Source organism: Ruegeria sp. HKCCD7181 (assembly GCF_057221055.1).
The window spans coordinates 314,568-333,213 of record NZ_JBWVBC010000001.1; the positions used below are offsets into that span (position 1 = coordinate 314,568).

Sequence of the window (18,646 nt, forward strand, 5' to 3'; positions counted from 1 at the left end):
AGGCCGGGATGTGGACTTGCCACCAACTGTCACCTACATAGTGGCATGAGGCCGCGTGTACAAAGTCTCGGTTCTGAAAAGAGGACGAAATGAACTCACCCCTGATCCAGCTATTGGTGTTAGCCGGAATTGCCATTTTCCTGATCCTGCGCCTGAAAAGCGTTCTCGGCACACGGGAAGGCTTTGAAAAGCCGCCCTTGCAGCAGTCTGACACAAGTAAGTCGCGCCGCGATTTCGAAGTGATCGAAGGCGGTCCGGATCATGACATCACCGACCACGTTCCTGAAGACAGCGAACAGGCACAGACACTCGCTGCGATGAAGCGCGTTGAACCCGGATTTTCGGTTGGCGAATTCGTGCAGGGCGCGCGCGGGGCGTATGAGATGATCGTGATGGGATTCGAAAAGGGCAATCTTAACGAAATTCAGCCCTTCCTGTCCGAAGAGGTGTTTGATTCTTTTGTTTCCGTCGTCGCATCCCGTGAAGATCAGGGCCTGACGATCGAAGCCGAGTTTGTTGGAGTGCGCGAAACCACTCTGGCTGATGTGAGTTTCGACAAGGATACCAATCAGGCCGAGATCACCATGAAGTTTGTCGGTGAGCTGACCTCGGTCGTGCGGGATCGCGGTGGAGACATCATCGAAGGCAGCCCCAACACCGTCAAACGCCAAAAGGACAGCTGGACCTTTGCCCGCGTCATGGGCAAGGACGATCCAAACTGGCTGCTTGTCGCCACGGACGCATGATTGCAGCATTCCGGTCGCTATTTTTGGTGGGTGTCATGACCGCCACCAGCGCCGCCGGAGCCGAGGCGACGCGGTCCATCCTGTCATTTGACGATCTGGACGGCTGGGCCGATGATGATCATGGCGCGGCGCTTTCGGTATTTCTGAACACTTGTGCTGATCTGGATGATCCGGATTGGCAGGCGCTGTGCGCCGTTGCCCGGTCTTATGACAGCGACGCTGCGCGGCCGTTCTTTGAACTGTTCTTCCGACCGGTTTTGATCGAAGACGGCAAGGACGCGCTATTTACCGGGTATTTCGAACCGGAACTGGATGGTTCAAGAACCCGATCTGAAAAGTACCGCTATCCGCTCTACAAGAAACCACCTGAAGCGCGCGATGCCGATCGGTGGCTCAGTCGGCGCGAGTTGCTGACGGGCGATGTGATGCAAGGGCGCGGGTTGGAAATCGCCTGGGTGGACGATCCGGTCGAGCTGTTCTTTCTACAGATTCAGGGCTCGGGCCGAATTCGCCTGCCCGATGGTGGTGCTTTGCGGGTTGGCTACGGCGGGGCAAATGGGCACCCCTATCGTTCCATCGGGGCCGAGCTGGTGCGACGCGGCACACTGGGTGCGCATGAGGTTAGCGCTCAGATGATCCGTGCCTGGGTGCGGAAAAATCCCGAGGCCGGGGCTGAGTTGCTGTTTCATAACCCTTCGTATGTCTTTTTCCGTGAGGTTACCCGCGTCGCGCCCGAATTCGGGCCTCTGGGGGCGATGAACCGGTCTGTGACGACGATGCGCAGCATCGCGGCGGATCCGGCCTTTACTCCACTGGGTGCGCCAGTCTGGGTTGAAAAAGACGGCAAAGTGCCAATGCGCCGCTTGATGATCGCACAGGATACAGGGTCGGCCATCAAGGGTGCGCAACGGGCCGATATCTTTTTCGGAACCGGGGATGATGCCGGTCAGGCTGCCGGCCGTCTGAAAGACCCCGGTCGGATGGTCGTTTTGCTGCCGATCCAACGCGCCTATGCCCTGTTGCCGGATGAGTTCTGATGTCGCGACGCAAACTGACCGCGGATGAGATCGAGTTGTGGCGTAAGGTTGCCAAGCAGGCTGAGCGTTTGCATCCAGAACTGCCTCAGACCGTTCATCCGTCTACTTTGCCAAGACCCAAGCCGTCCAAAGTGCCTAAACCCCGGATCGACACGTTTGAGCTTGGGCAGAAAGCGCAGGCGAAACCGACCCGGAATGCTCTGAAGCCATCGGTCACTGAAAGCCTGCGGTCCAGCCCTGTGCAGATGGACACCAAAGCTTTCGGCCGTATGAAGCGCGGCAAGCTGAAGCCAGAGGGCAAGATCGACCTGCATGGAATGCGCGTGGACACGGCACATCCGGCATTGGTTCGCTTTGTCCTGACGGCTCAGGCATCAGGCAAACGCCTGATCTTGGTGGTGACAGGAAAAGGCAAAGATCGGGATGAGCCCGGTCCGATTCCCACGCCTCGCGGAGTTTTGCGCAATCAGGTGCCGCAATGGTTGTCCCTTCCGCCGCTGGCCCAGGCAGTTTTGCAGGTGACCCCAGCGCATATCAGCCATGGTGGCGACGGGGCTTACTATGTTTATCTGCGCCGCAACCGCTAAAGACTGCGCACGGCTCGGCTGACGCCGATCCAGACCGACAGGCAGGACAATGCAAAGAACCCCCCGATCCAGAGGAACTGAGTTTCCAGGGGGACGCCCGCGTCAATCAGAACCCCGGTTAAGCCCGGCCCGATTGCAGAGCCCAGAACCATCAGAGCTGTGGCCATGGCTTTGATCGCACCGATATGGCGGGTGCCGTAGAACTCGGCCCAAAAGGCGCTGGGCAAGGTGCTATTGGCCCCGACGGTCAGAGCAAGTACGGCCAGACCCAACAACGCGCCGCCAACGGATGTGGCAAGCGACAGGATGACAAATCCTGCCGCCATTGGCAGCTGAAACGTGGGCATCATGCGCGCCGTGCCCCATTTGTCCAAAGCCAAGCCAGAGGCAAACATCGCCAACATCGAAACCCCGGTATAGGCGGGAAACAGGGCCACCAGCTGAATATGTGCCCAACCTTTGATTTCAGCCAGATGGACCTGGTGAAAGAAAAACGCGGTTACAAATGCAGACGGACCCAAAAGAGCTGGTGCCATGAACCAGAACAACGGGTTGAACAGGGCCTCTTTCCGTGTCCAGTGGCGCCCTTCCATTCCCGCCGCAGAGTAGGACTCTGCAAGGCTTTGCGGCGTGCGCTCCTGTTGCAGCAAACGCAATAGAACCGGAACACCCAGTGCGGTTACACATGCTGCGACCACCCAAAGCCACCGCCAGTCCATCAGTGCCATCGCAGCGACAAAGCTGATAGGCAGCACAACCTCTCCAGCGGCAAAACCCAGCGTGGCGATCGACAGCGCCCGTCCTCGCGTTGCGGTAAACCAACGGGCCATGGCAACCATCGCAATATGAGTGCTCATCCCCTGCCCGAACAGCCGCAGCAAGAAGATCACAACTGGCAGCAGGATAACCCAAACGTTCAGCGCCATCGCCAGTGCGGCTAACGCCAAACCAGCCAGAACCCATGGCCCCAGAACACGAACGCGGAAGATATCCGTCAATCCGCCCGCCCAGATCATCACCACGGCTGAGACCGTCGTGCCGAGCGAGTAGATCCCACCCCAAGCGCCATGGCTCAATCCGAATTCGGCACGGATCTCGCCCGCAAAGATCGAAATGAAAAAGGTCTGACCAAAACTGGACAGGAAGGTCAACAGCACGCCCGCGCTCAACCAGGTGGTGTTCTGAATCAGATACCGACGCAGGTTGAACTGCGTCACGGAGCGCTGACCTTAGCCTGCCCGGATTCCGTCAGAACAATCTCGGTTGCGCCGTCCGGATTGCGTGTGCTTGGTGGTGCAATGACATCAATTCCAGGTCGATCCGGTCCAAAGGTGGAGCTGACGCGGCGAACTGAACTCAATATGGCAAGCAACGCCGGAGAGGTCGCAGCCACAAAATGCGACGATCCTGCGTCACTGTTGAACGCTGTGGTGTCAATGACGCTGATCGGATACTCGGCCAGCTCCTCGACTGAACTGATATTGCCCAGCCGCTGGCTGTCCGCGGTTCCACGCAATCGCGCCGATAGGTTTAGAATCTTGTCCTTCTTCGACACCATCACGATGAATGGATCCGGAGCAGACTTTATGCTGTCCATTTGCGACCGGAACAGATCCACATCCAGATCCGGTGAAATCAGGATCACCCCTTCCAGGTTTCGTTTGGACCAGCCGGGCTCGCGCAACTCGGCTTGGCGCATCATCTCCATCGACAGGGCACCGCCCATGGAATGCGCCATCAGGATCACTCGACTTACACCCATTGCCTTGATGTTTCGGATTGTGGATTCAAGCCCGTCTCGAGCGAACAGCATACTGTCCAGGTCATAGGCGTATCCGGTGCCACTGCCCTTACTGGGCCAGGAATAAATGAAAGTTGTTCCGGGAATACCGATGTCGTGGCTCAACTGCGCCGCCCGAAAAGCGGTTTCGGTCTGCGTGGCGTTGTAGCCGTGGACAAAGATGATGACGTCGTCAACACCACGCAGGCGCGATTTTAAATCTTGCGGCCCGGAATACTCGGTGACGTCTGCCAGAACAAATTGCTTGTTCGGGTTGGGGTTCGCGTACGAGAAGTTCAGGCTTCCCGGCGTATGCGAAGGCGGGATGGAAACGGTAAGCTCGAGGTACCGTAATGCCTCGGCTCGTTGGGACCCATAGGATCCATCAGCCTCGCGAGCGCGGGTTGTCGTCGCAAAGACAGTCACAGGCGTACCGACCCTCAGGGCGTCGGGCGCAATTTCGGTTACAGACCGATCCACGCAGGCGGACAGCGAAAACAGGGTCACACAGATGATCAGATAGCGTAGCACAGTCGCCCCAATGAGGTTTTGCGCCCACGCTACCTAATTCAAGCCCGGCGTCCAGTCATACCTTTATGGCGGCCGGCAAGTTCCGGCCGGGTTATGTTACAGAACGTAACGGCTGAGATCCGCAGATTTGGTCAACTCACCCAGATTGTCGTCCACAAACTGCGCGTTCACGATGATCTCTGCCCCGGCCTGATCGGGGGCGGTAAAGGACAGTTCTTCGAACACCCGCTCCATCACCGTATACAAACGCCGAGCGCCGATGTTTTCGACGCTTTGGTTCACGTCTGCCGCGATACGAGCCAGCGCGGCAATGCCGTCTTCCGTAAACCCTACCGTGACTTCCTCGGTACCCATCAACGCGGTGTATTGGAGGGTCAGCGCGTTGTCGGTTTCGGTCAGGATGCGTACAAAGTCTTCTTCGGTCAGTGCCCGCAATTCCACCCGGATCGGTAAGCGACCCTGTAGCTCGGGAAGCAAATCCGAAGGTTTGGCAATATGGAATGCGCCTGATGCGATAAACAGAATATGGTCTGTTTTGACGGGGCCGTGCTTTGTCGACACGGTCGTCCCTTCGATCAGAGGCAGCAGATCGCGCTGTACGCCTTCGCGGCTGACATCGCCGCCGCGTGCGTCTGTTCGGGCACAAACCTTGTCGATCTCGTCAAGGAACACGATGCCGTTCTGCTCCACCGACTCCAACGCGATACGGTTGACAGTCTCGTCATCCAGCAGCTTGTCCGCCTCTTCTCCGATCAGGGCTTCATAGCTATCGGCGACGGTCATCCGCTTTTTAACGGTACGTCCCCCGAAAGCCTTACCGAAAATGTCACCCAGATTCATCATCCCCATCTGGCTGCCCGGCTGACCCGGGATATCGAACATTGGCATCGGGCTCGAGGAATCGGCCAACTCCAACTCGATCACTGTGTCGTCCAACTCACCAGCTTTGAGTTTTTTGCGGAACATTTCACGCGTGGCGTCACGGGCATCTTCGCCGGCAATGGCTTCGATCACACGATCCTCAGCGGCTTGATGGGCGCGGGCCTTGACGTCTTCGCGCATGTATTCACGGGTCTGGATAATTGCCGCATCTGCCAGATCGCGCACGATCTGTTCCACATCGCGACCGACATAGCCCACTTCGGTGAACTTGGTTGCCTCGACCTTGATGAACGGCGCGCGTGCCAATTTGGCCAAGCGGCGGCTGATCTCGGTTTTACCAACACCGGTGGGGCCGATCATCAGGATGTTCTTTGGGTAGACCTCATCCCGGATTTCATCCGACAACTGCTTGCGCCGCCAGCGATTTCGCAGAGCAACGGCCACGGCGCGTTTGGCGTCCTTTTGCCCGATGATGAAGCGGTCCAGTTCCGAGACAATCTCGCGCGGGGTCAGGTCGGTCATGTGTGTTCTATCCGGTTGTTTCGAACCGGAACCTAATCATAAGGCGCAAAAACACAAGCTGATCACGCAGATCTCACGCCAACACACGAAAAGCACACGGAAATTCGTGATGATGTGAATCGCCATGTGATCCGGGTATGCGCCATAAACGGCTTCGACGGGCAAACCAGCCTGTATTGGAAACTGGAGAAACACATCATGATGACTCGTCGTTCGCTTTTTGTGAATGCTGCTGCCGCGGGCGCGGCGCTGACACTGGCCAGCGCCAGCGGTGCCCTGGCCGGCGGAAAGAAAAAGGGTCAATTCGAGGGCCGTTCCAACCACGTCACCACAGGTTCAGTGAAACTGACGAAGGACGGCGACCGTTATATTGTCGAACTGGGCGATGATTTCTCATTGGATGGTGGCCCTGATCCGCGCGTGGCGCTGGGCAAGGACGGCACTTATGATCCTGAAACCAAACTGGGCGCGTTGCTGAACCTGACGGGCCAACAATCCTATGCCGTGCCGCCGACCATGGACGTCTCAAAATACAACGAAGTCTACATCTGGTGCGAAGTTGCCGGCGTTCCGCTGGGCGTGGCATCGCTGAACTAGTATTTCTGCAGGGGCCGGATTGCGTCCGGCCTCTGATACACCGTTAGGTGTCGGGACATCCATCTGTTACACTCCTCGGTAAATTTCGAACCGGGGCGCATTTTATGACGAAGATTGCCAAGATCACCCTGCTGTTTGTGGTGTTTGTCGACCTGATTGGGCAGGGTCTCGTGTTTCCCATCATCAATTCTCTGATCATGGAGACGAAATCCGGGTTCCTGCCGGAAAGCACCCCGGAGGGCCGCCGGCATTTCTATTATGGGCTGGTGATTGGATGTTTCTTCCTGTCGTGGTTTCTGGGCGTTGTTTATGTGTCGAAGGTCTCGGATTCCATCGGACGCAAGAACGCCTTGCTGATCTGTCTGGGCGGTGCTCTTGCCGGTTACGCAATTACAATTGCGTCTCTGTATCTCGATAGCCTTTTGCTGCTGATCGTCGGGCGATCGATTACCGGGTTTACCGCAGGCAATCAGCCTATTGCGCAGGCGGCAATGATTGACGGCAGCACCGATGCAGCGGACCGAGACCGCAACATGGGGTACATCGTGACCGGCGTCAGCTTTGGTCTGGTGGGCGGTCCGATCATCGGAGCGGTGCTGTCGGACGCAGCCCTGCTGGGCAGCGCGGCAACGCTGAAAACCCCATTCTATGGCGCCTTCGTTCTGGTGATGATTGCAATATCCCTTGTGGTGTTCTTTTTCAAAGATACCCGTACAGAACGTACAGCGTTTGTTTTTCGCCCTCGGGATATTACCGACAGCCTGATTGCCGTTCGTGGGCACCCGATGGTTTTGAAAATCCTGCCAGTCTACGCACTGTTCATGATCGCCAACGTCACGTTCTATGTGTTCGTTGATAATTTCCTGACCAGCGCATGGGGCTACGGAGTGATCGGCGGCAGCATGGCTATGGTTGTGATTGGTTTTGCGCTGGCATTCTCCAGCACCTTCCTGGTCAAGCCCGCGCAGGAAAGAGTTAGCAAGCACGTGATCATCTACACCTCGCTGGTCGTCATGGTGATCTGCGGCTTTGGCTTCGCCTTCAGTCCCAGCGGGGTATTGAGCTATGTCCCGGTCTTCTTCTTCTACTTCTTTTTTGGTGTGTCTTACCCGACCTTGCTCGGCCTGTTTTCCTCGGCGGTCAGCGAGACTGATCAAGGCTGGGTCATGGGCGTGACAACAGCAGTCTTCTGTCTGGCTGGCGGAGTCATGTCACTGATCGGCGGTGGGCTGATGAGCATTGATATCCGCATGCCTTACTACATCGTCATCGTGACGGCCCTTATGGGCCTGATCGGGATGCACATGCGCTGGAAGGGTAAAGAGATCAGGACGTTGTTAGCCTGAGATCGTTTCAACCGTCAGATTGCCGTTGGTGTACACGCAGATATCGGCGGCAATCGCCATAGCTTCACGCGCCACCTGTTCGGCTGATTTGTCGCCGTCCATCATCGCGCGTGCCGCGGCGAGGGCAAAGTTACCACCCGAACCAATGGCGGCGACGTTATGCTCTGGCTCCAGCACGTCCCCTGCCCCGGTGATCACGAACAGATCCTTGCCGTCGGTGACGATCAGCATCGCCTCAAGCTTTTGCAGGTATTTATCGGTGCGCCAGTCCTTGGCCAGCTCGACCGAGGCGCGCGCCAATTGGCCGGGCGTGGCCTCCAGCTTGGCCTCAAGGCGTTCAAGCAGCGTGAAGGCATCGGCGGTTGATCCGGCAAACCCGGCAACAATCTCAAACCCGCCTGGCGACAGGCGGCGTACTTTGCGCGCAGTGCCCTTGATCACTGTTTGACCCAGGCTGACTTGCCCGTCTCCGGCAATGACGATCTTGTCACCCTTTTTGACGCCGATGATCGTTGTGCCATGCCATCCGGGAAAATCGCTGTCTGCCATGAATGCCTCCGTAATCTCTGGCGTCCTATATGGGCTGGGCAGGCAAAGGGCGCAACCCGTTCCAAAACTGCCCGAAAGATATGCACAAAACGCAATCCGGGACTGTTGAACGAGCAATTGTGAGACTCGGCGGTTCGTCCTACATGGGGCTTACAACCGACAACGGGTCGGCTGTTTCATCGAAAAGGACTGGGTACATGGCAACTACTGCAAACATCCATGCGCCGCTCGGAGCAGCTACCATCCTGCACGTAGTGGACGCGTTCACAAATGCTTTCGACACTGTTGTCGAATGGAACACTTCGCGTAAGACCCGCAAGGCGCTTTCGCAACTGAGCGACGCTCAGCTGGACGACATCGGCCTTGTCCGGGCGGATATCGCGAAACTCTGATCCATCATCCGGATCACCAAGTCAGAACAGCCGCCCGGAAATCCGAGCGGCTTTTTCTATGTCAGCACTGTACGTATTTGCCGGTCTGATCCGGAACGAACGCCTCGATAGCGGCAGTGGCAACGACATGCCGGGTACCCGCCTCATCATCGACAACATCCTGGCCGCCCAGGACCGCGCGCACTTCGGCAAGACCTCTTGGCAGGTCAGCAGCTATGACATCGCAATCTACCTGATCAGGGTTTTGAACGCCAATTGTCACCCGCACCCGCATTTCGCTGTGGTCGATTCCCAGCTTTGAAAACAAGGTGATCGAGGAATGATGCAGCGCGTCCTGCACCGCACGTCGGGCGGCCTTGGTGTAGTCCTGACCGTAAAGGTCATTCCCCATACCCATTTCCAGAATGATGCGTTTCTTTCTCATTGCGCAGGCTCCATATCGAACGAGACTGCCAAGGCCGCATTGGCAATGACCGTGTGTCCCGCGTCACCGGGCTTTTCGATATCCAGACCTCCCCGTGTGACAGTAACGTTGGGCTGACCATAAGGAAAAACGTCCAAAAGCCTGCTGGTATCAACCTGATCTGGCTGTTGGACTCCGATCTCTACGTCGATGATCATCGCCTCTTTGGGAAAGCCGAACAGTTCGGCCATGTTGATCGAGTTGTGCCACAGGGCATCCCTGATCGCGCGCAGTGATGCCTCGGTGAAGTCCATGCGCCGCAACGACGTGCCCATCCCGAACTCTACAAGAACCCGTGTCTTCGCCATCTGCTCCTCCGATACTCAATAAAAAAGGCGCCTTACGAAAGGCGCCTTAGATCTTTGCCGATCACAACGGATCAGATTGATTCTTCGATCCAGCTTTGCAGCGCGGCCTTGGGCGCTGCGCCTGCACGGTTCGAGACAACCTGACCGTCCTTGAAGATGAACAGCGCCGGAATGCCACGTACGCCCATCGCGGCGGCTGCGTTCGGGTTGCTGTCTACGTCGACCTTGGCGATCTTCACTTTGTCGCCGTATTCGGACGCCAGTTCCTCCAGCGCGGGGCCGATCTGCTTACAGGGACCGCACCATTCGGCCCAGAAATCCACAACAACGGGGACGTCCGAGTTCTTGACCTCGGCGTCAAAGGTTTCATCGGTTACGGCTACGGTCGACATTTTCTGTCTCCTGAATGGGGAATGCTTGGGTTCAGAACGTAGGTGCGGCGATTTGGGAGGTCAAGACGCCCGCGCCCGTCGCAGCGCTTGTGTCACATGTTCGTGGGGTAACCACATCAGGCTCGCGGTACGCGTCCACAGGATTGCCGTGCGGATTTCGCGCTCCGGATAGATTTGCGAGAGGGCCTTCGCGTAAGCCCCCATTTGCCTCAGCAGCCCTTCGGGGCACTCTTCGGCAGTGGCGGGAACCGTGGCATTCGTTTTGAAATCAACAACCTGTATTTCTGAATCGGTGACGATCAGACGGTCAACGACCCCATGCAGCCGGGCCCCTTCCAGATCCGCCGACAATGGGACCTCGGCCAGGGCGTCAGGCGCGAAGACGGATTTCAGGTGATCCGCTGTCAGGACCGCTGCGGCCTCGTTCAGCAATTCCCGCCGATCCAAGTCCTGCATATCCGGCAGAAGTCGGGCGCAATGCTCGGGCCAATCATGCTGTTGCGCCGCTGGCAAATGCTCGAGAAGCAGGTGCAGACGTGTTCCGCGCAGTTTGGCGGCCTCCTCTTCCAGCCCGTCGTCACCGGGCAAGGCTTTCGCCCCGCCGAAGTCAGAGGGGCTGAGTGTATCCTGCAACGCAACCGGTTCCGGTGGTAATTTTTGAAACATTTCCGGTAAAGCTTCAGATTGGGCCAAAGTGACAGCATGCGTAACCTGCTGCAGTTCTTCCCAATCCCCATGTGCCAGTCTGCGGATGTCGGTTCCTTCGACTTGAACGGCCCCCGCCTTCGCCATGGCGGCTTCGACCATCTGATACCAGCTGGATCCGTCCTTGCCGACATCGCCCGCAGCGGCCACAATCAACCACTTTTCCGCCCGAGTTAGAGCCACATACAACAGCCGTAGCCGTTCATTCTCTTCTCTTTCTCGCGCCTTATTTCTCGCGCGTGTGATTAGGTCTGGCGAGTTATCCGCGGGTACTTTCCATACCGGCGTTCCCTCCGAAACCATGATTTCCGCGTCCCTTGGCGGGGGGCGCTTGCCGGTGTCCGGCAGGATCACGATCGGCGCCTCCAAGCCTTTTGACCCGTGAACGGTCATGACTCGAATCATATCTCCGACGCCGCTCATCTGTCGTTTGATTTCCAGATCGTCGGTCTGCATCCAGATCAGAAAGCCAGTCAGGCTGGGTATATCCGTGCGCTCATAAGCCAGCGCCTGCGATAGCAGGGCGTTGATCCCATCTTCGGCCTCGGCGCCCAGACGGCCCAGCAGTTTGCGGCGACCGTCGTGGCGGGTCAGGATGCGTTCGATCAGGTCATAAGGGCGCAAGAAATCGATCTGACCCCGCAGATCATGCAAAACGGCCAGCGTTTCAGGGAATTCCTCTGCCCGGTTTCGCAAAGCCGTCCACAGGAACGGGTCTGTTCGCCGATGTGCCAAGTCAAACAATTGCTGCTCGGACCAGCCAAACAGCGGAGATTTAAGGACGGTGGCAAGAGACAGGCTATCTTCCGGCGTTGCCAGAAAACTCAACAAAGCGGCCAGGTCCTTTACCGCCAATTCGGCCCCGACTTTCAACCGGTCGGCCCCGGCGATGGGCAATCCAGCGGACTTGCAGGCGCGGATGATCTCAGCAAACAGATCCGAGCGTCGCTGAACCAGGATCAGAAAATCGCCGGGCCGCACTTTGCGACGCACAAAACGTCCGGGTTCGGAGCCATCCTCAGGGATAGTTTCACCATCATCGATCATGGACTTTATTGAGTTGGCGACCTTTTCGGCCAGAATGACCGTATGGTGCCGTGCACCAGGGCGGTCGACGGGATCGGTCCAATCGCCCTCTTGATTGTCCTCGACCTTTTCTATCACCGGCCACAGATCGACCCGACCGGGCAGATCCGCCTTGAAGGCGCGATGCTGAGACTCTTTGTGAAACCCGGCATCTATTCGGCTTTCGAACAGAATATCGACCAGAGACAGGATCGCGCTGGAGGATCGGAAGGAATATTCCAACGTTGAATCCCACAACTTAGAGCCTGATTCCTGCAGTTTACGACCAAACTGCTCTCGCATCTGGTCAAAGGCCTTCGGATCTGCGCCCTGAAAGGAATAGATGGACTGCTTTTTGTCCCCCACCACGAAAATCGTGCGCTCAACACCTGATCGGGCCCCTTCCCCGCTGGTGAATTCCTGCGCCAGTTTTTCCACCACATCCCATTGGTCGGGGCTGGTGTCCTGTGCCTCGTCCACCAGAATGTGATCAATGCCGCCGTCCAGACGATATAGTACCCACTCCGCCACAGCCGGGTCGTTCAATACTTGCCGGGCGCGCAATATCAGATCGTCGAAATCCAACCAGCCGCGTAACTGTTTGCGTCGTTCATACTCTGGCAAAAAAGCGGCGGCGAACCGGTGCAGAACATGGGCTTTCTGCGCCGCGACGAGCGCCAAACGCTGTTCCCGCGCGGCCTCAACCCTCAGCATCAAGGCTTCGAGTTGCGGCATCCAGTCGGCCAGTGCACCTTCACGCAATGGCTTTGTGGGGAAGCCGTTGATTTTGGCGGCAAAGGGTTCCTTTGCAGATTTGCCGGTTAGCAAAACGCTTTCGAGAACCGGAAGCGCCATCAGCTGTGGCCCTGAGAGTGTTGCCAGTTTTGCCGCTGCATTGGCGTTGTTGCCGCCGCTTTCGGTTAGCGCAGGCAAAAGGGCTTGGATCAGCTCAACCTCACCCCCCAGAAAGACGCTTTTTAGCAACGCATCTTCGTCAAACCCTTTGGGTAATCCGAACCGCTTTAAAAGGTCGAACCAGTCCAGTGGTTGCGAAAACAGGTTTCGCTTTTGCGTGATGGCGGCGGTCAGGTTGTCGAACCCGGTATCAGTTACAAACCGAGCGACGTCCTCGACAAGATCGGCCTGTGGCCCATCGGCAAAATCCTCTACGATTTCATCTCGCAACAAGGCGGCTGCGCGGTCTTCCATTTCGGTGAATTGGGGGCTGACGCCGGCCTCCAGCGGAAACCGGCGAAGTAGTGATGCACAAAACGAGTGGATGGTCTGGATTTTCAGTCCGCCGGGCGTCTCGATCGCACGTGCAAACAGCGTGCGGGCCTGCGCCAGTTTGTCAGGGTCAACGACGCCCTGGATCCCCAGGTCCGTTAGCTGTTCCAGCAAGGGGGCGTCGCTCAGCATCGCCCATTCACCAAGGCGCTTGAACAGGCGGTTCTGCATTTCGCTGGCCGCAGCCTTGGTGTAGGTCAGGCACAGGATATGTTGCGGCTGCACGCCACCTAATAATAGCCGCGCCACACGGTCGGTCAGAACCCGCGTCTTGCCCGAGCCCGCATTCGCCGCTAACCAGGTCGAGGCGTCTGGCCGCGCGGCCTGCACCTGACGCTCGGACGCATCGTTACGCAAGGTCATATCAAGTCCTCGGGGCGGGTCTCCGCGGTGCGGTCCCATTCGCCAAATCGCGCCAAATGGTCATAGTCGCCAGCATCAGAGTCCTTGTGTAGCATGCGGCGGGAGGAGAAGCCCAGATCAGGCTCTAAATAAGCTGAAATTAGTTGTTTTAACTCAGCCAGTACTTTGTCTGGCGGTTCCTTGGTCAAGGGCGCGGGAACCTCTTTATAGGTACCGCCCATGCCGATGAAAATGGCCTGTGCAACGGGTGATGGGTCGAACCCTTCAATACCACCCTGTTCGGCCATCGCGGCCTCGATCAGCAGCTGCTTGTCAAACTTGGCCTGCTGGCTCTCTGATGGCGGCGTACCGGTTTTGTAATCAATGATTTGCAGCGCACCACGGCTGTTGCGGTCGATCCGATCTGCCCGGCCTGCTATGATGAAGTCCAGCGGCGATAGTTTCAGCGCCATTGCCGCTTCGAATGCGACTGGGCCGCCGTTGGTTCGCCGACCCAATTCCGCACTCAGGAACGCATCAGCGATCCGCGTAAGGCGCGCCAGCCATAACTTGCGCGCTGTGGGCCAGGCTACTTGGGTCTCCAGCAAGGCGTTGGAGCGCTTCAGAAAGTTTTCGCGAGTCAGAAGCGCGGAATCCAGAACGCTGTCTTTAATGAAATGTTCCAGAATCTCGTGGATGACGATTCCACGCAGCAAGGCGTCCGGCGCGCGCACCAAGGGATCCAGCGGTTTCAGTCGAAGTATGTGTTTGGCGTAGATCGCATAAGGATCGCGGATCAGACGCTTGATCTCGGTAACCGAAAGTCGTCTCGGGCGGGCCGCGACCGGAGGCCTGGGCGATGGACGATGCACGGCCTCTATCCGGGGCGCGTGTTCCAGAGCTTGCGACCAGTGCAGCCATTGCTGGCCACGCTCGCGCATTTTGGACAGCACCTCCGGACCACCCTGCCCCTGCAGGCCTTGCAGCAGGTTTGTCAGGCGGTTCAGCCAGCGCGACGGAACGGTTTCGGCGTCATCCGAACGTATGGCGCGTGTCAGCCAGACTTCGGGCGCACCGACAGCTTGCTGAAAATCATGCGCTGATAGCCCGATACGCCTTTCCGGCAGCAGCAATCCTGCCTTGTCGCGCATCTGGCGGTTCAGCCAAGGGTCTGGCGCAGCAGCTTCGGGCCAGCTTCCTTCGTTCAACCCTCCAAGGATCAACAGATCGGCCCCTTGAACTCGCGCCTCAAGGGTCCCCCAAATCATGATATGCGGATGCGGAGCGTCGCGATCACGGACCTCTTCCCCCGCCAGCAAAGCACCCAGCAAGTCAGAGAAATCGTGCGCGGTCATCGAACCGCCATGCTCTGCTTCGGTTTCCAATGCAGTCAGAATCGCCAACGCCTTTTGGCCCGCGTTTTTGTCCCAAAGCGTGCCCGTTTCGCCGGAAGTTCCCGCTGAAATCGCCTCGGCGAGTTCACGCAAACGGTTGATCCAATTTGTCAGCGGCAGCTCGCCCGGAATCTGCCGATCGCAAAAATGGATGGTGACCCAACGTACCCAAGCCTCGACACCGTCCTTGCGATTAGCAAAGCCCGACAGGCTGGCCGCATCAGGGAACGGAGGTCCATTGCGGCGCAAATCAAGCTCAAGATCGCGCGTGTGCAGCAAATGTGCCCCACGGTCACCGCCGTCATGGCAAAGCGGGTGTTTCAGTAGCGTCAGCAAGGCCTCACCGTCCAATCGACGGGCAAACAATCCTGCCACGTGACGCAGGAACCGACCAGGTGGGGACAATTGCAGCGGCAGGCCAGCGCTGTCATCCGGTAGAATATCCCAGCGGTCCAACGCGGCGCTGACCTGGCGGGTCAACATCCGATCCGGTGTAATCAGAGCGGCGGTCTGACCGGTCTCGGCCGCCTGACGCAGACGCAGAGCAATCGCCAGTGCTTCGGACCGCGGCGATTGCGCCTCGATTAGCGTCAGATCTTCAGTTGCGGCCTCTAGATTAGTCAGGCGCGGGCCTTCGCTCATCCATGCATCAGTGATGGGCGCGGGGCGTAATGCTAACGAAATCAATTTGTTGCGCGTGGGCGAAGGTGCCTGGTCCTCGGTCCAAGGTTGGATTTGATCCGGATACAGGCTCAGTTCGCGCATTAGCTTGTGGAACCGGAATTGTGGGTGATCTTCAGAGGCCAGCGCATCATCCATATTGCGCCAGACTTGATCAGGCTGGTCAAAATCGTAACCCGGCAGAATGAGGGCACCTTGCGGCAATTGCGCCACGGCCTTCATCAACATCATCGTGGTTCCGCGCGATCCGGTAGACCCTGCGAGGATTACAGGATGCTGAGGCGGGCTCTCCTGCCACTGCGAAATCAGTGTTTCAACTACGCGCCGCTGCCGGGCCTGTGCGTCCAAGGTGCCCTGTTCCGCATCTATGAAGTGATCCGCGATGCCGATGAACGCCTGCGCCCGCGCCCAATGGCCAGACATGTCGCTAACATCCAGCTGACGAATGGCGTCGGGCGACACACCTTCACCCTGCATTTCATCGATCAGGGCGGCCAGACTGTCGGAAAGGTCGAACAGCGAGGATCGTGCGGCCAAATCTGGCTGTTGTTCCAGCAATTTGGCGATCAGCTGGGTTAGCTGAAGTCTTCGGCGCAGAGGTGGAACGGCAGGAGGAATATGTTCCAGGTCCGCACCGGCGCCAAGATCTGTTACAAGTGACATTCGCGGTAACAGGCATGGCGGACCCTGGTCGAACAGATCGCGCACGCGGCGCGCCATCCGGCGGGTATTCACCACCAGTTGAACTCGCGCCAAGCTTTCCGGCGGCAACGTAGCGCTGCGCATGCGCAAGCCGTTCACCAGAACCTTGGGAAAATCCGCGCCCGGTGGTACAGCGAAAACTCTTGGCTTGGTGACGGGTTCAAACATCGGCAATCAAACCTTCAGCCAGCGCGATACCTTCGGACCGTCCGACATCGCACCAGCGTCCGGGGTAGCTGAGTGCAAAAAGACGTTCTTGCTCGTGAATCCTGTCCCATAGCAGGTTGAGGGAAAAAGCCTCTTGCGGGAAATCGTGCAGCCCGTCGGTTTTGAGGATTTGTGCGCCGCCGTAGACCAGACCCGGGCCCCTGCTAATCCGGCCAGTTTCGTCCGCGGTGAAATCGCCCGGTCCGGAATGGCCGATGGTCTGACCCACCGGAATGCACATGAGCAATGCATCCATCTCTTCGGGGTTCCATGATTCTTGGAGCAATTTCAATGGATTGACGCCAGACCAGATGGCATCGGAATTCAAGGTAAATACTGGGTTGGACCCAAGCAGTGGCAGCGCGGCGCGTAAACCCCCACCGGTTTCAAGAATCCTGGGGGTCTCATGTGACAGCAATATTCCACGGGGCTTCAAGTGCGCGGCCAACTGGTCAGCTCGGTAATGAAGGTTCGCAACCACGCGTTTGGGCCCGGCGTCTTCGACCAGATCCAGGGCATGGTCGATCAAAGGTCGGCCAGCAACGTGGATCAAGGGCTTGGGCTTATCATTGGTCAGCGCACCCATGCGCGTTCCGAATCCTGCGGCAAACAACATGACGGCCTGCGGCGTTCGGGTCATTGCGACCTCAGTCTGGCTAGGTTTTCAGGGGTTGGTTTCGGCAGAGCCTCTCGCAGCAAATCGGCCACGGGTACCAGCGCCGGATGTTCCAGATCGCGCATCAGATGCGCCCAAGCGGCCGGAATCAGATCGACATAGTGCGGTTTGCCATAATCTGTGGCCAGACGGGCGAAGCCCCCCAGAATACGCAGACTGCGTTGAGCGCCCAGAACGCTGTACGCCGTGCGGAAATCATGGCTGTCAACACCGGTTGCCGTGATATACCGATCAATCATGCGCATTTCGATCCCGGCGGGAACCGACCGGCGAACATCCTGTAACAGCGACATCAGATCGTAGGCCGGATGACACAGCATAGCGCTTTGAAAATCCAGCAAACCCACCCGAGCGACGCCCTCGCGCTCAGGCAGCCAGATCAGGTTTTCTGCATGATAGTCCCGTTGCACCACAACACGCGTTCCGCCAGTTTCGCGATGAAGGATGTCGGCAAAACGCAGTTCGAACCGGGACCGGGCATCGGAGTCGTGTGTGCCGAGTATGCCTTGAGAGTATTTCGTGAAGGACAGCGCTGCGAATTCGGTCATCAGGGCCGGATCGTAGCTGTCCAGGGACAAAACCGGTGCCGCGTGCAGATGGACCAGAACATCTGTGGCTGCGTCGTAAAGCATCCGCTCGGACGCGGGATCCTTTTCCAGGACACGCGCAAACAATGCATCACCCAGATCTTCGAGCAAAAGGAAGCCGTATTGACTGTCCTCGGCGTATATTTCCGGTGCGCTCAATCCAATCGAGCGCAGGTATTGAGCTATCCGCACGAAGGGTTCAACATCTTCGCCTTTTTCCGGTGGCGCATCCATTAACACTGCAGTTCGGCCTGTGGTCGGATCGGTAAGTCGCTCGTATCGACGGTTTGACGCATCACCTGCCAGCGGCGCGTGCGTCGCATTTGCCCAAGGGGTCTGAGCGATCAGCGCTTCAGCCAGAATAGCCCGGTTGGTCATACAGAGTTCTCCAGCCTTGAAGCCCACTTTGGATCGGACCAGGACAAGATTAGATGACGGGTATCCTCGTCATCTGTGTCGGCTCGAAACTTCAGTGTTAGAGCCGAATTCGGTCGGACAGAGCCAAGTTTGTCCGGCCATTCAACAAGGCAGATGCCGGTTTCAAACGCTTCGGTTAGTCCCAATTCTTCAACCTCTTCGATTGCCGTCAGGCGGTACAGATCTGAATGCCAGACTTCGCCAATCCCGGTGTCATAAACCTGAACCAAGGTGAAGGTTGGCGATGGGATATCTTCCGGGTTTGCCAATACAGACTGGATCAGGGCGCGCGCAAAATGGGTTTTCCCGCTGCCGATGGGTCCATCTAGCAACAGTACGTCGCCGCGTTGCAGCGTTGACCCCAGGCGGGCAGCCAGAACCGATGTTTCTTCCGGTGATTTCAGTGTGATCGACAGCGGCGCATTCATGGCGCCACAATGAACCCGAGCCC

General features: G+C 57.8%; 18 protein-coding genes. 6 read left to right on the top strand and 12 right to left on the bottom strand.

All coding sequences use genetic code 11. The features are described 5' to 3' along the window. Positions 1-89: 89 nt before the first annotated feature. From AC2TCY_RS01585 to AC2TCY_RS01595, 3 genes are read left to right on the top strand one after another with little or no spacing between them, the layout of a single operon-like run. Positions 90-746 carry a Tim44/TimA family putative adaptor protein gene (locus AC2TCY_RS01585; protein WP_480845022.1) on the top strand — a complete coding sequence of 219 codons (657 nt, stop codon included), beginning with the start codon at positions 90-92 and terminating at the stop codon, positions 744-746. Further along, positions 743-1,783 (top strand): murein transglycosylase A, encoded by a 1,041-nt coding sequence (mltA, locus tag AC2TCY_RS01590; protein ID WP_480845023.1) that lies wholly within the window; start codon positions 743-745, stop codon positions 1,781-1,783. The genes AC2TCY_RS01585 and mltA overlap by 4 nt, the downstream gene beginning before the upstream one ends. Next, positions 1,783-2,370 (top strand): Smr/MutS family protein, encoded by a 588-nt coding sequence (locus tag AC2TCY_RS01595; protein ID WP_480845025.1) that lies wholly within the window; start codon positions 1,783-1,785, stop codon positions 2,368-2,370. The genes mltA and AC2TCY_RS01595 overlap by 1 nt, the downstream gene beginning before the upstream one ends. Here the strand turns inward: AC2TCY_RS01595 and AC2TCY_RS01600 are convergent. From AC2TCY_RS01600 to hslU, 3 genes are all read right to left on the bottom strand, one after another. Then, on the bottom strand, positions 2,367-3,587 hold the full coding sequence (locus AC2TCY_RS01600; RefSeq protein ID WP_480845026.1) for an MFS transporter: 1,221 nt from the start codon (positions 3,585-3,587) through the stop codon (positions 2,367-2,369). The genes AC2TCY_RS01595 and AC2TCY_RS01600 overlap by 4 nt on opposite strands. Next, positions 3,584-4,681, bottom strand: coding sequence for an alpha/beta hydrolase (locus AC2TCY_RS01605; protein WP_480845027.1), 1,098 nt, complete (start codon positions 4,679-4,681; stop codon positions 3,584-3,586). Before AC2TCY_RS01605 ends, AC2TCY_RS01600 begins: the two co-directional genes overlap by 4 nt. 96 nt (positions 4,682-4,777) lie before the next feature. Beyond that, positions 4,778-6,085, bottom strand: coding sequence for an ATP-dependent protease ATPase subunit HslU (gene hslU, locus AC2TCY_RS01610; protein ID WP_480845028.1), 1,308 nt, complete (start codon positions 6,083-6,085; stop codon positions 4,778-4,780). Positions 6,086-6,283: 198 nt separating this feature from the next. Between hslU and AC2TCY_RS01615 the strand changes: the two genes are divergently transcribed. Beyond that, complete coding sequence (locus tag AC2TCY_RS01615; RefSeq protein ID WP_480845029.1) at positions 6,284-6,682, top strand: DM13 domain-containing protein; 399 nt, start codon at positions 6,284-6,286, stop codon at positions 6,680-6,682. A gap of 104 nt (positions 6,683-6,786) precedes the next feature. Beyond that, positions 6,787-8,028 (top strand): MFS transporter, encoded by a 1,242-nt coding sequence (locus AC2TCY_RS01620; protein ID WP_480845030.1) that lies wholly within the window; start codon positions 6,787-6,789, stop codon positions 8,026-8,028. On the opposite strand, the gene hslV is transcribed toward AC2TCY_RS01620, so the two are convergent. Then, complete coding sequence (hslV, locus tag AC2TCY_RS01625) at positions 8,020-8,577, bottom strand: ATP-dependent protease subunit HslV (protein ID WP_480845031.1); 558 nt, start codon at positions 8,575-8,577, stop codon at positions 8,020-8,022. The genes AC2TCY_RS01620 and hslV overlap by 9 nt on opposite strands. Before the next feature lie 197 nt (positions 8,578-8,774). Between hslV and AC2TCY_RS01630 the strand changes: the two genes are divergently transcribed. Beyond that, positions 8,775-8,969 carry a DUF1127 domain-containing protein gene (locus AC2TCY_RS01630; protein WP_480845032.1) on the top strand — a complete coding sequence of 65 codons (195 nt, stop codon included), beginning with the start codon at positions 8,775-8,777 and terminating at the stop codon, positions 8,967-8,969. 61 nt (positions 8,970-9,030) lie between these two features. On the opposite strand, the gene AC2TCY_RS01635 is transcribed toward AC2TCY_RS01630, so the two are convergent. The 8 genes from AC2TCY_RS01635 to tsaE all read right to left on the bottom strand — a co-directional run bounded on the left by AC2TCY_RS01635 (position 9,031) and on the right by tsaE (position 18,623). Further along, positions 9,031-9,393 (bottom strand): Lin0512 family protein, encoded by a 363-nt coding sequence (locus AC2TCY_RS01635; RefSeq protein ID WP_480845033.1) that lies wholly within the window; start codon positions 9,391-9,393, stop codon positions 9,031-9,033. Further along, complete coding sequence (locus tag AC2TCY_RS01640) at positions 9,390-9,740, bottom strand: Lin0512 family protein (protein ID WP_480845034.1); 351 nt, start codon at positions 9,738-9,740, stop codon at positions 9,390-9,392. Before AC2TCY_RS01640 ends, AC2TCY_RS01635 begins: the two co-directional genes overlap by 4 nt. A gap of 71 nt (positions 9,741-9,811) precedes the next feature. Beyond that, positions 9,812-10,132, bottom strand: coding sequence for a thioredoxin (gene trxA, locus AC2TCY_RS01645; protein ID WP_480838588.1), 321 nt, complete (start codon positions 10,130-10,132; stop codon positions 9,812-9,814). 60 nt (positions 10,133-10,192) lie between these two features. After that, complete coding sequence (gene addA, locus AC2TCY_RS01650; RefSeq protein WP_480845035.1) at positions 10,193-13,552, bottom strand: double-strand break repair helicase AddA; 3,360 nt, start codon at positions 13,550-13,552, stop codon at positions 10,193-10,195. Then, positions 13,549-16,476 (bottom strand): double-strand break repair protein AddB, encoded by a 2,928-nt coding sequence (addB, locus tag AC2TCY_RS01655; RefSeq protein ID WP_480845036.1) that lies wholly within the window; start codon positions 16,474-16,476, stop codon positions 13,549-13,551. The genes addA and addB overlap by 4 nt, the downstream gene beginning before the upstream one ends. Next, the gene (locus AC2TCY_RS01660; protein ID WP_480845037.1) at positions 16,469-17,155 is read right to left on the bottom strand and encodes a nucleotidyltransferase family protein; all 687 of its coding nucleotides are present in this window, start codon (positions 17,153-17,155) and stop codon (positions 16,469-16,471) included. Before AC2TCY_RS01660 ends, addB begins: the two co-directional genes overlap by 8 nt. Further along, a complete protein-coding gene (locus AC2TCY_RS01665; RefSeq protein WP_480845039.1) occupies positions 17,152-18,156 on the bottom strand; it encodes an aminoglycoside phosphotransferase family protein in 1,005 nt (334 codons plus the stop codon). Before AC2TCY_RS01665 ends, AC2TCY_RS01660 begins: the two co-directional genes overlap by 4 nt. Beyond that, on the bottom strand, positions 18,153-18,623 hold the full coding sequence (gene tsaE / locus AC2TCY_RS01670) for a tRNA (adenosine(37)-N6)-threonylcarbamoyltransferase complex ATPase subunit type 1 TsaE (RefSeq protein ID WP_480845041.1): 471 nt from the start codon (positions 18,621-18,623) through the stop codon (positions 18,153-18,155). The genes AC2TCY_RS01665 and tsaE overlap by 4 nt, the downstream gene beginning before the upstream one ends. Between the last annotated feature and the right edge of the window lie 23 nt (positions 18,624-18,646).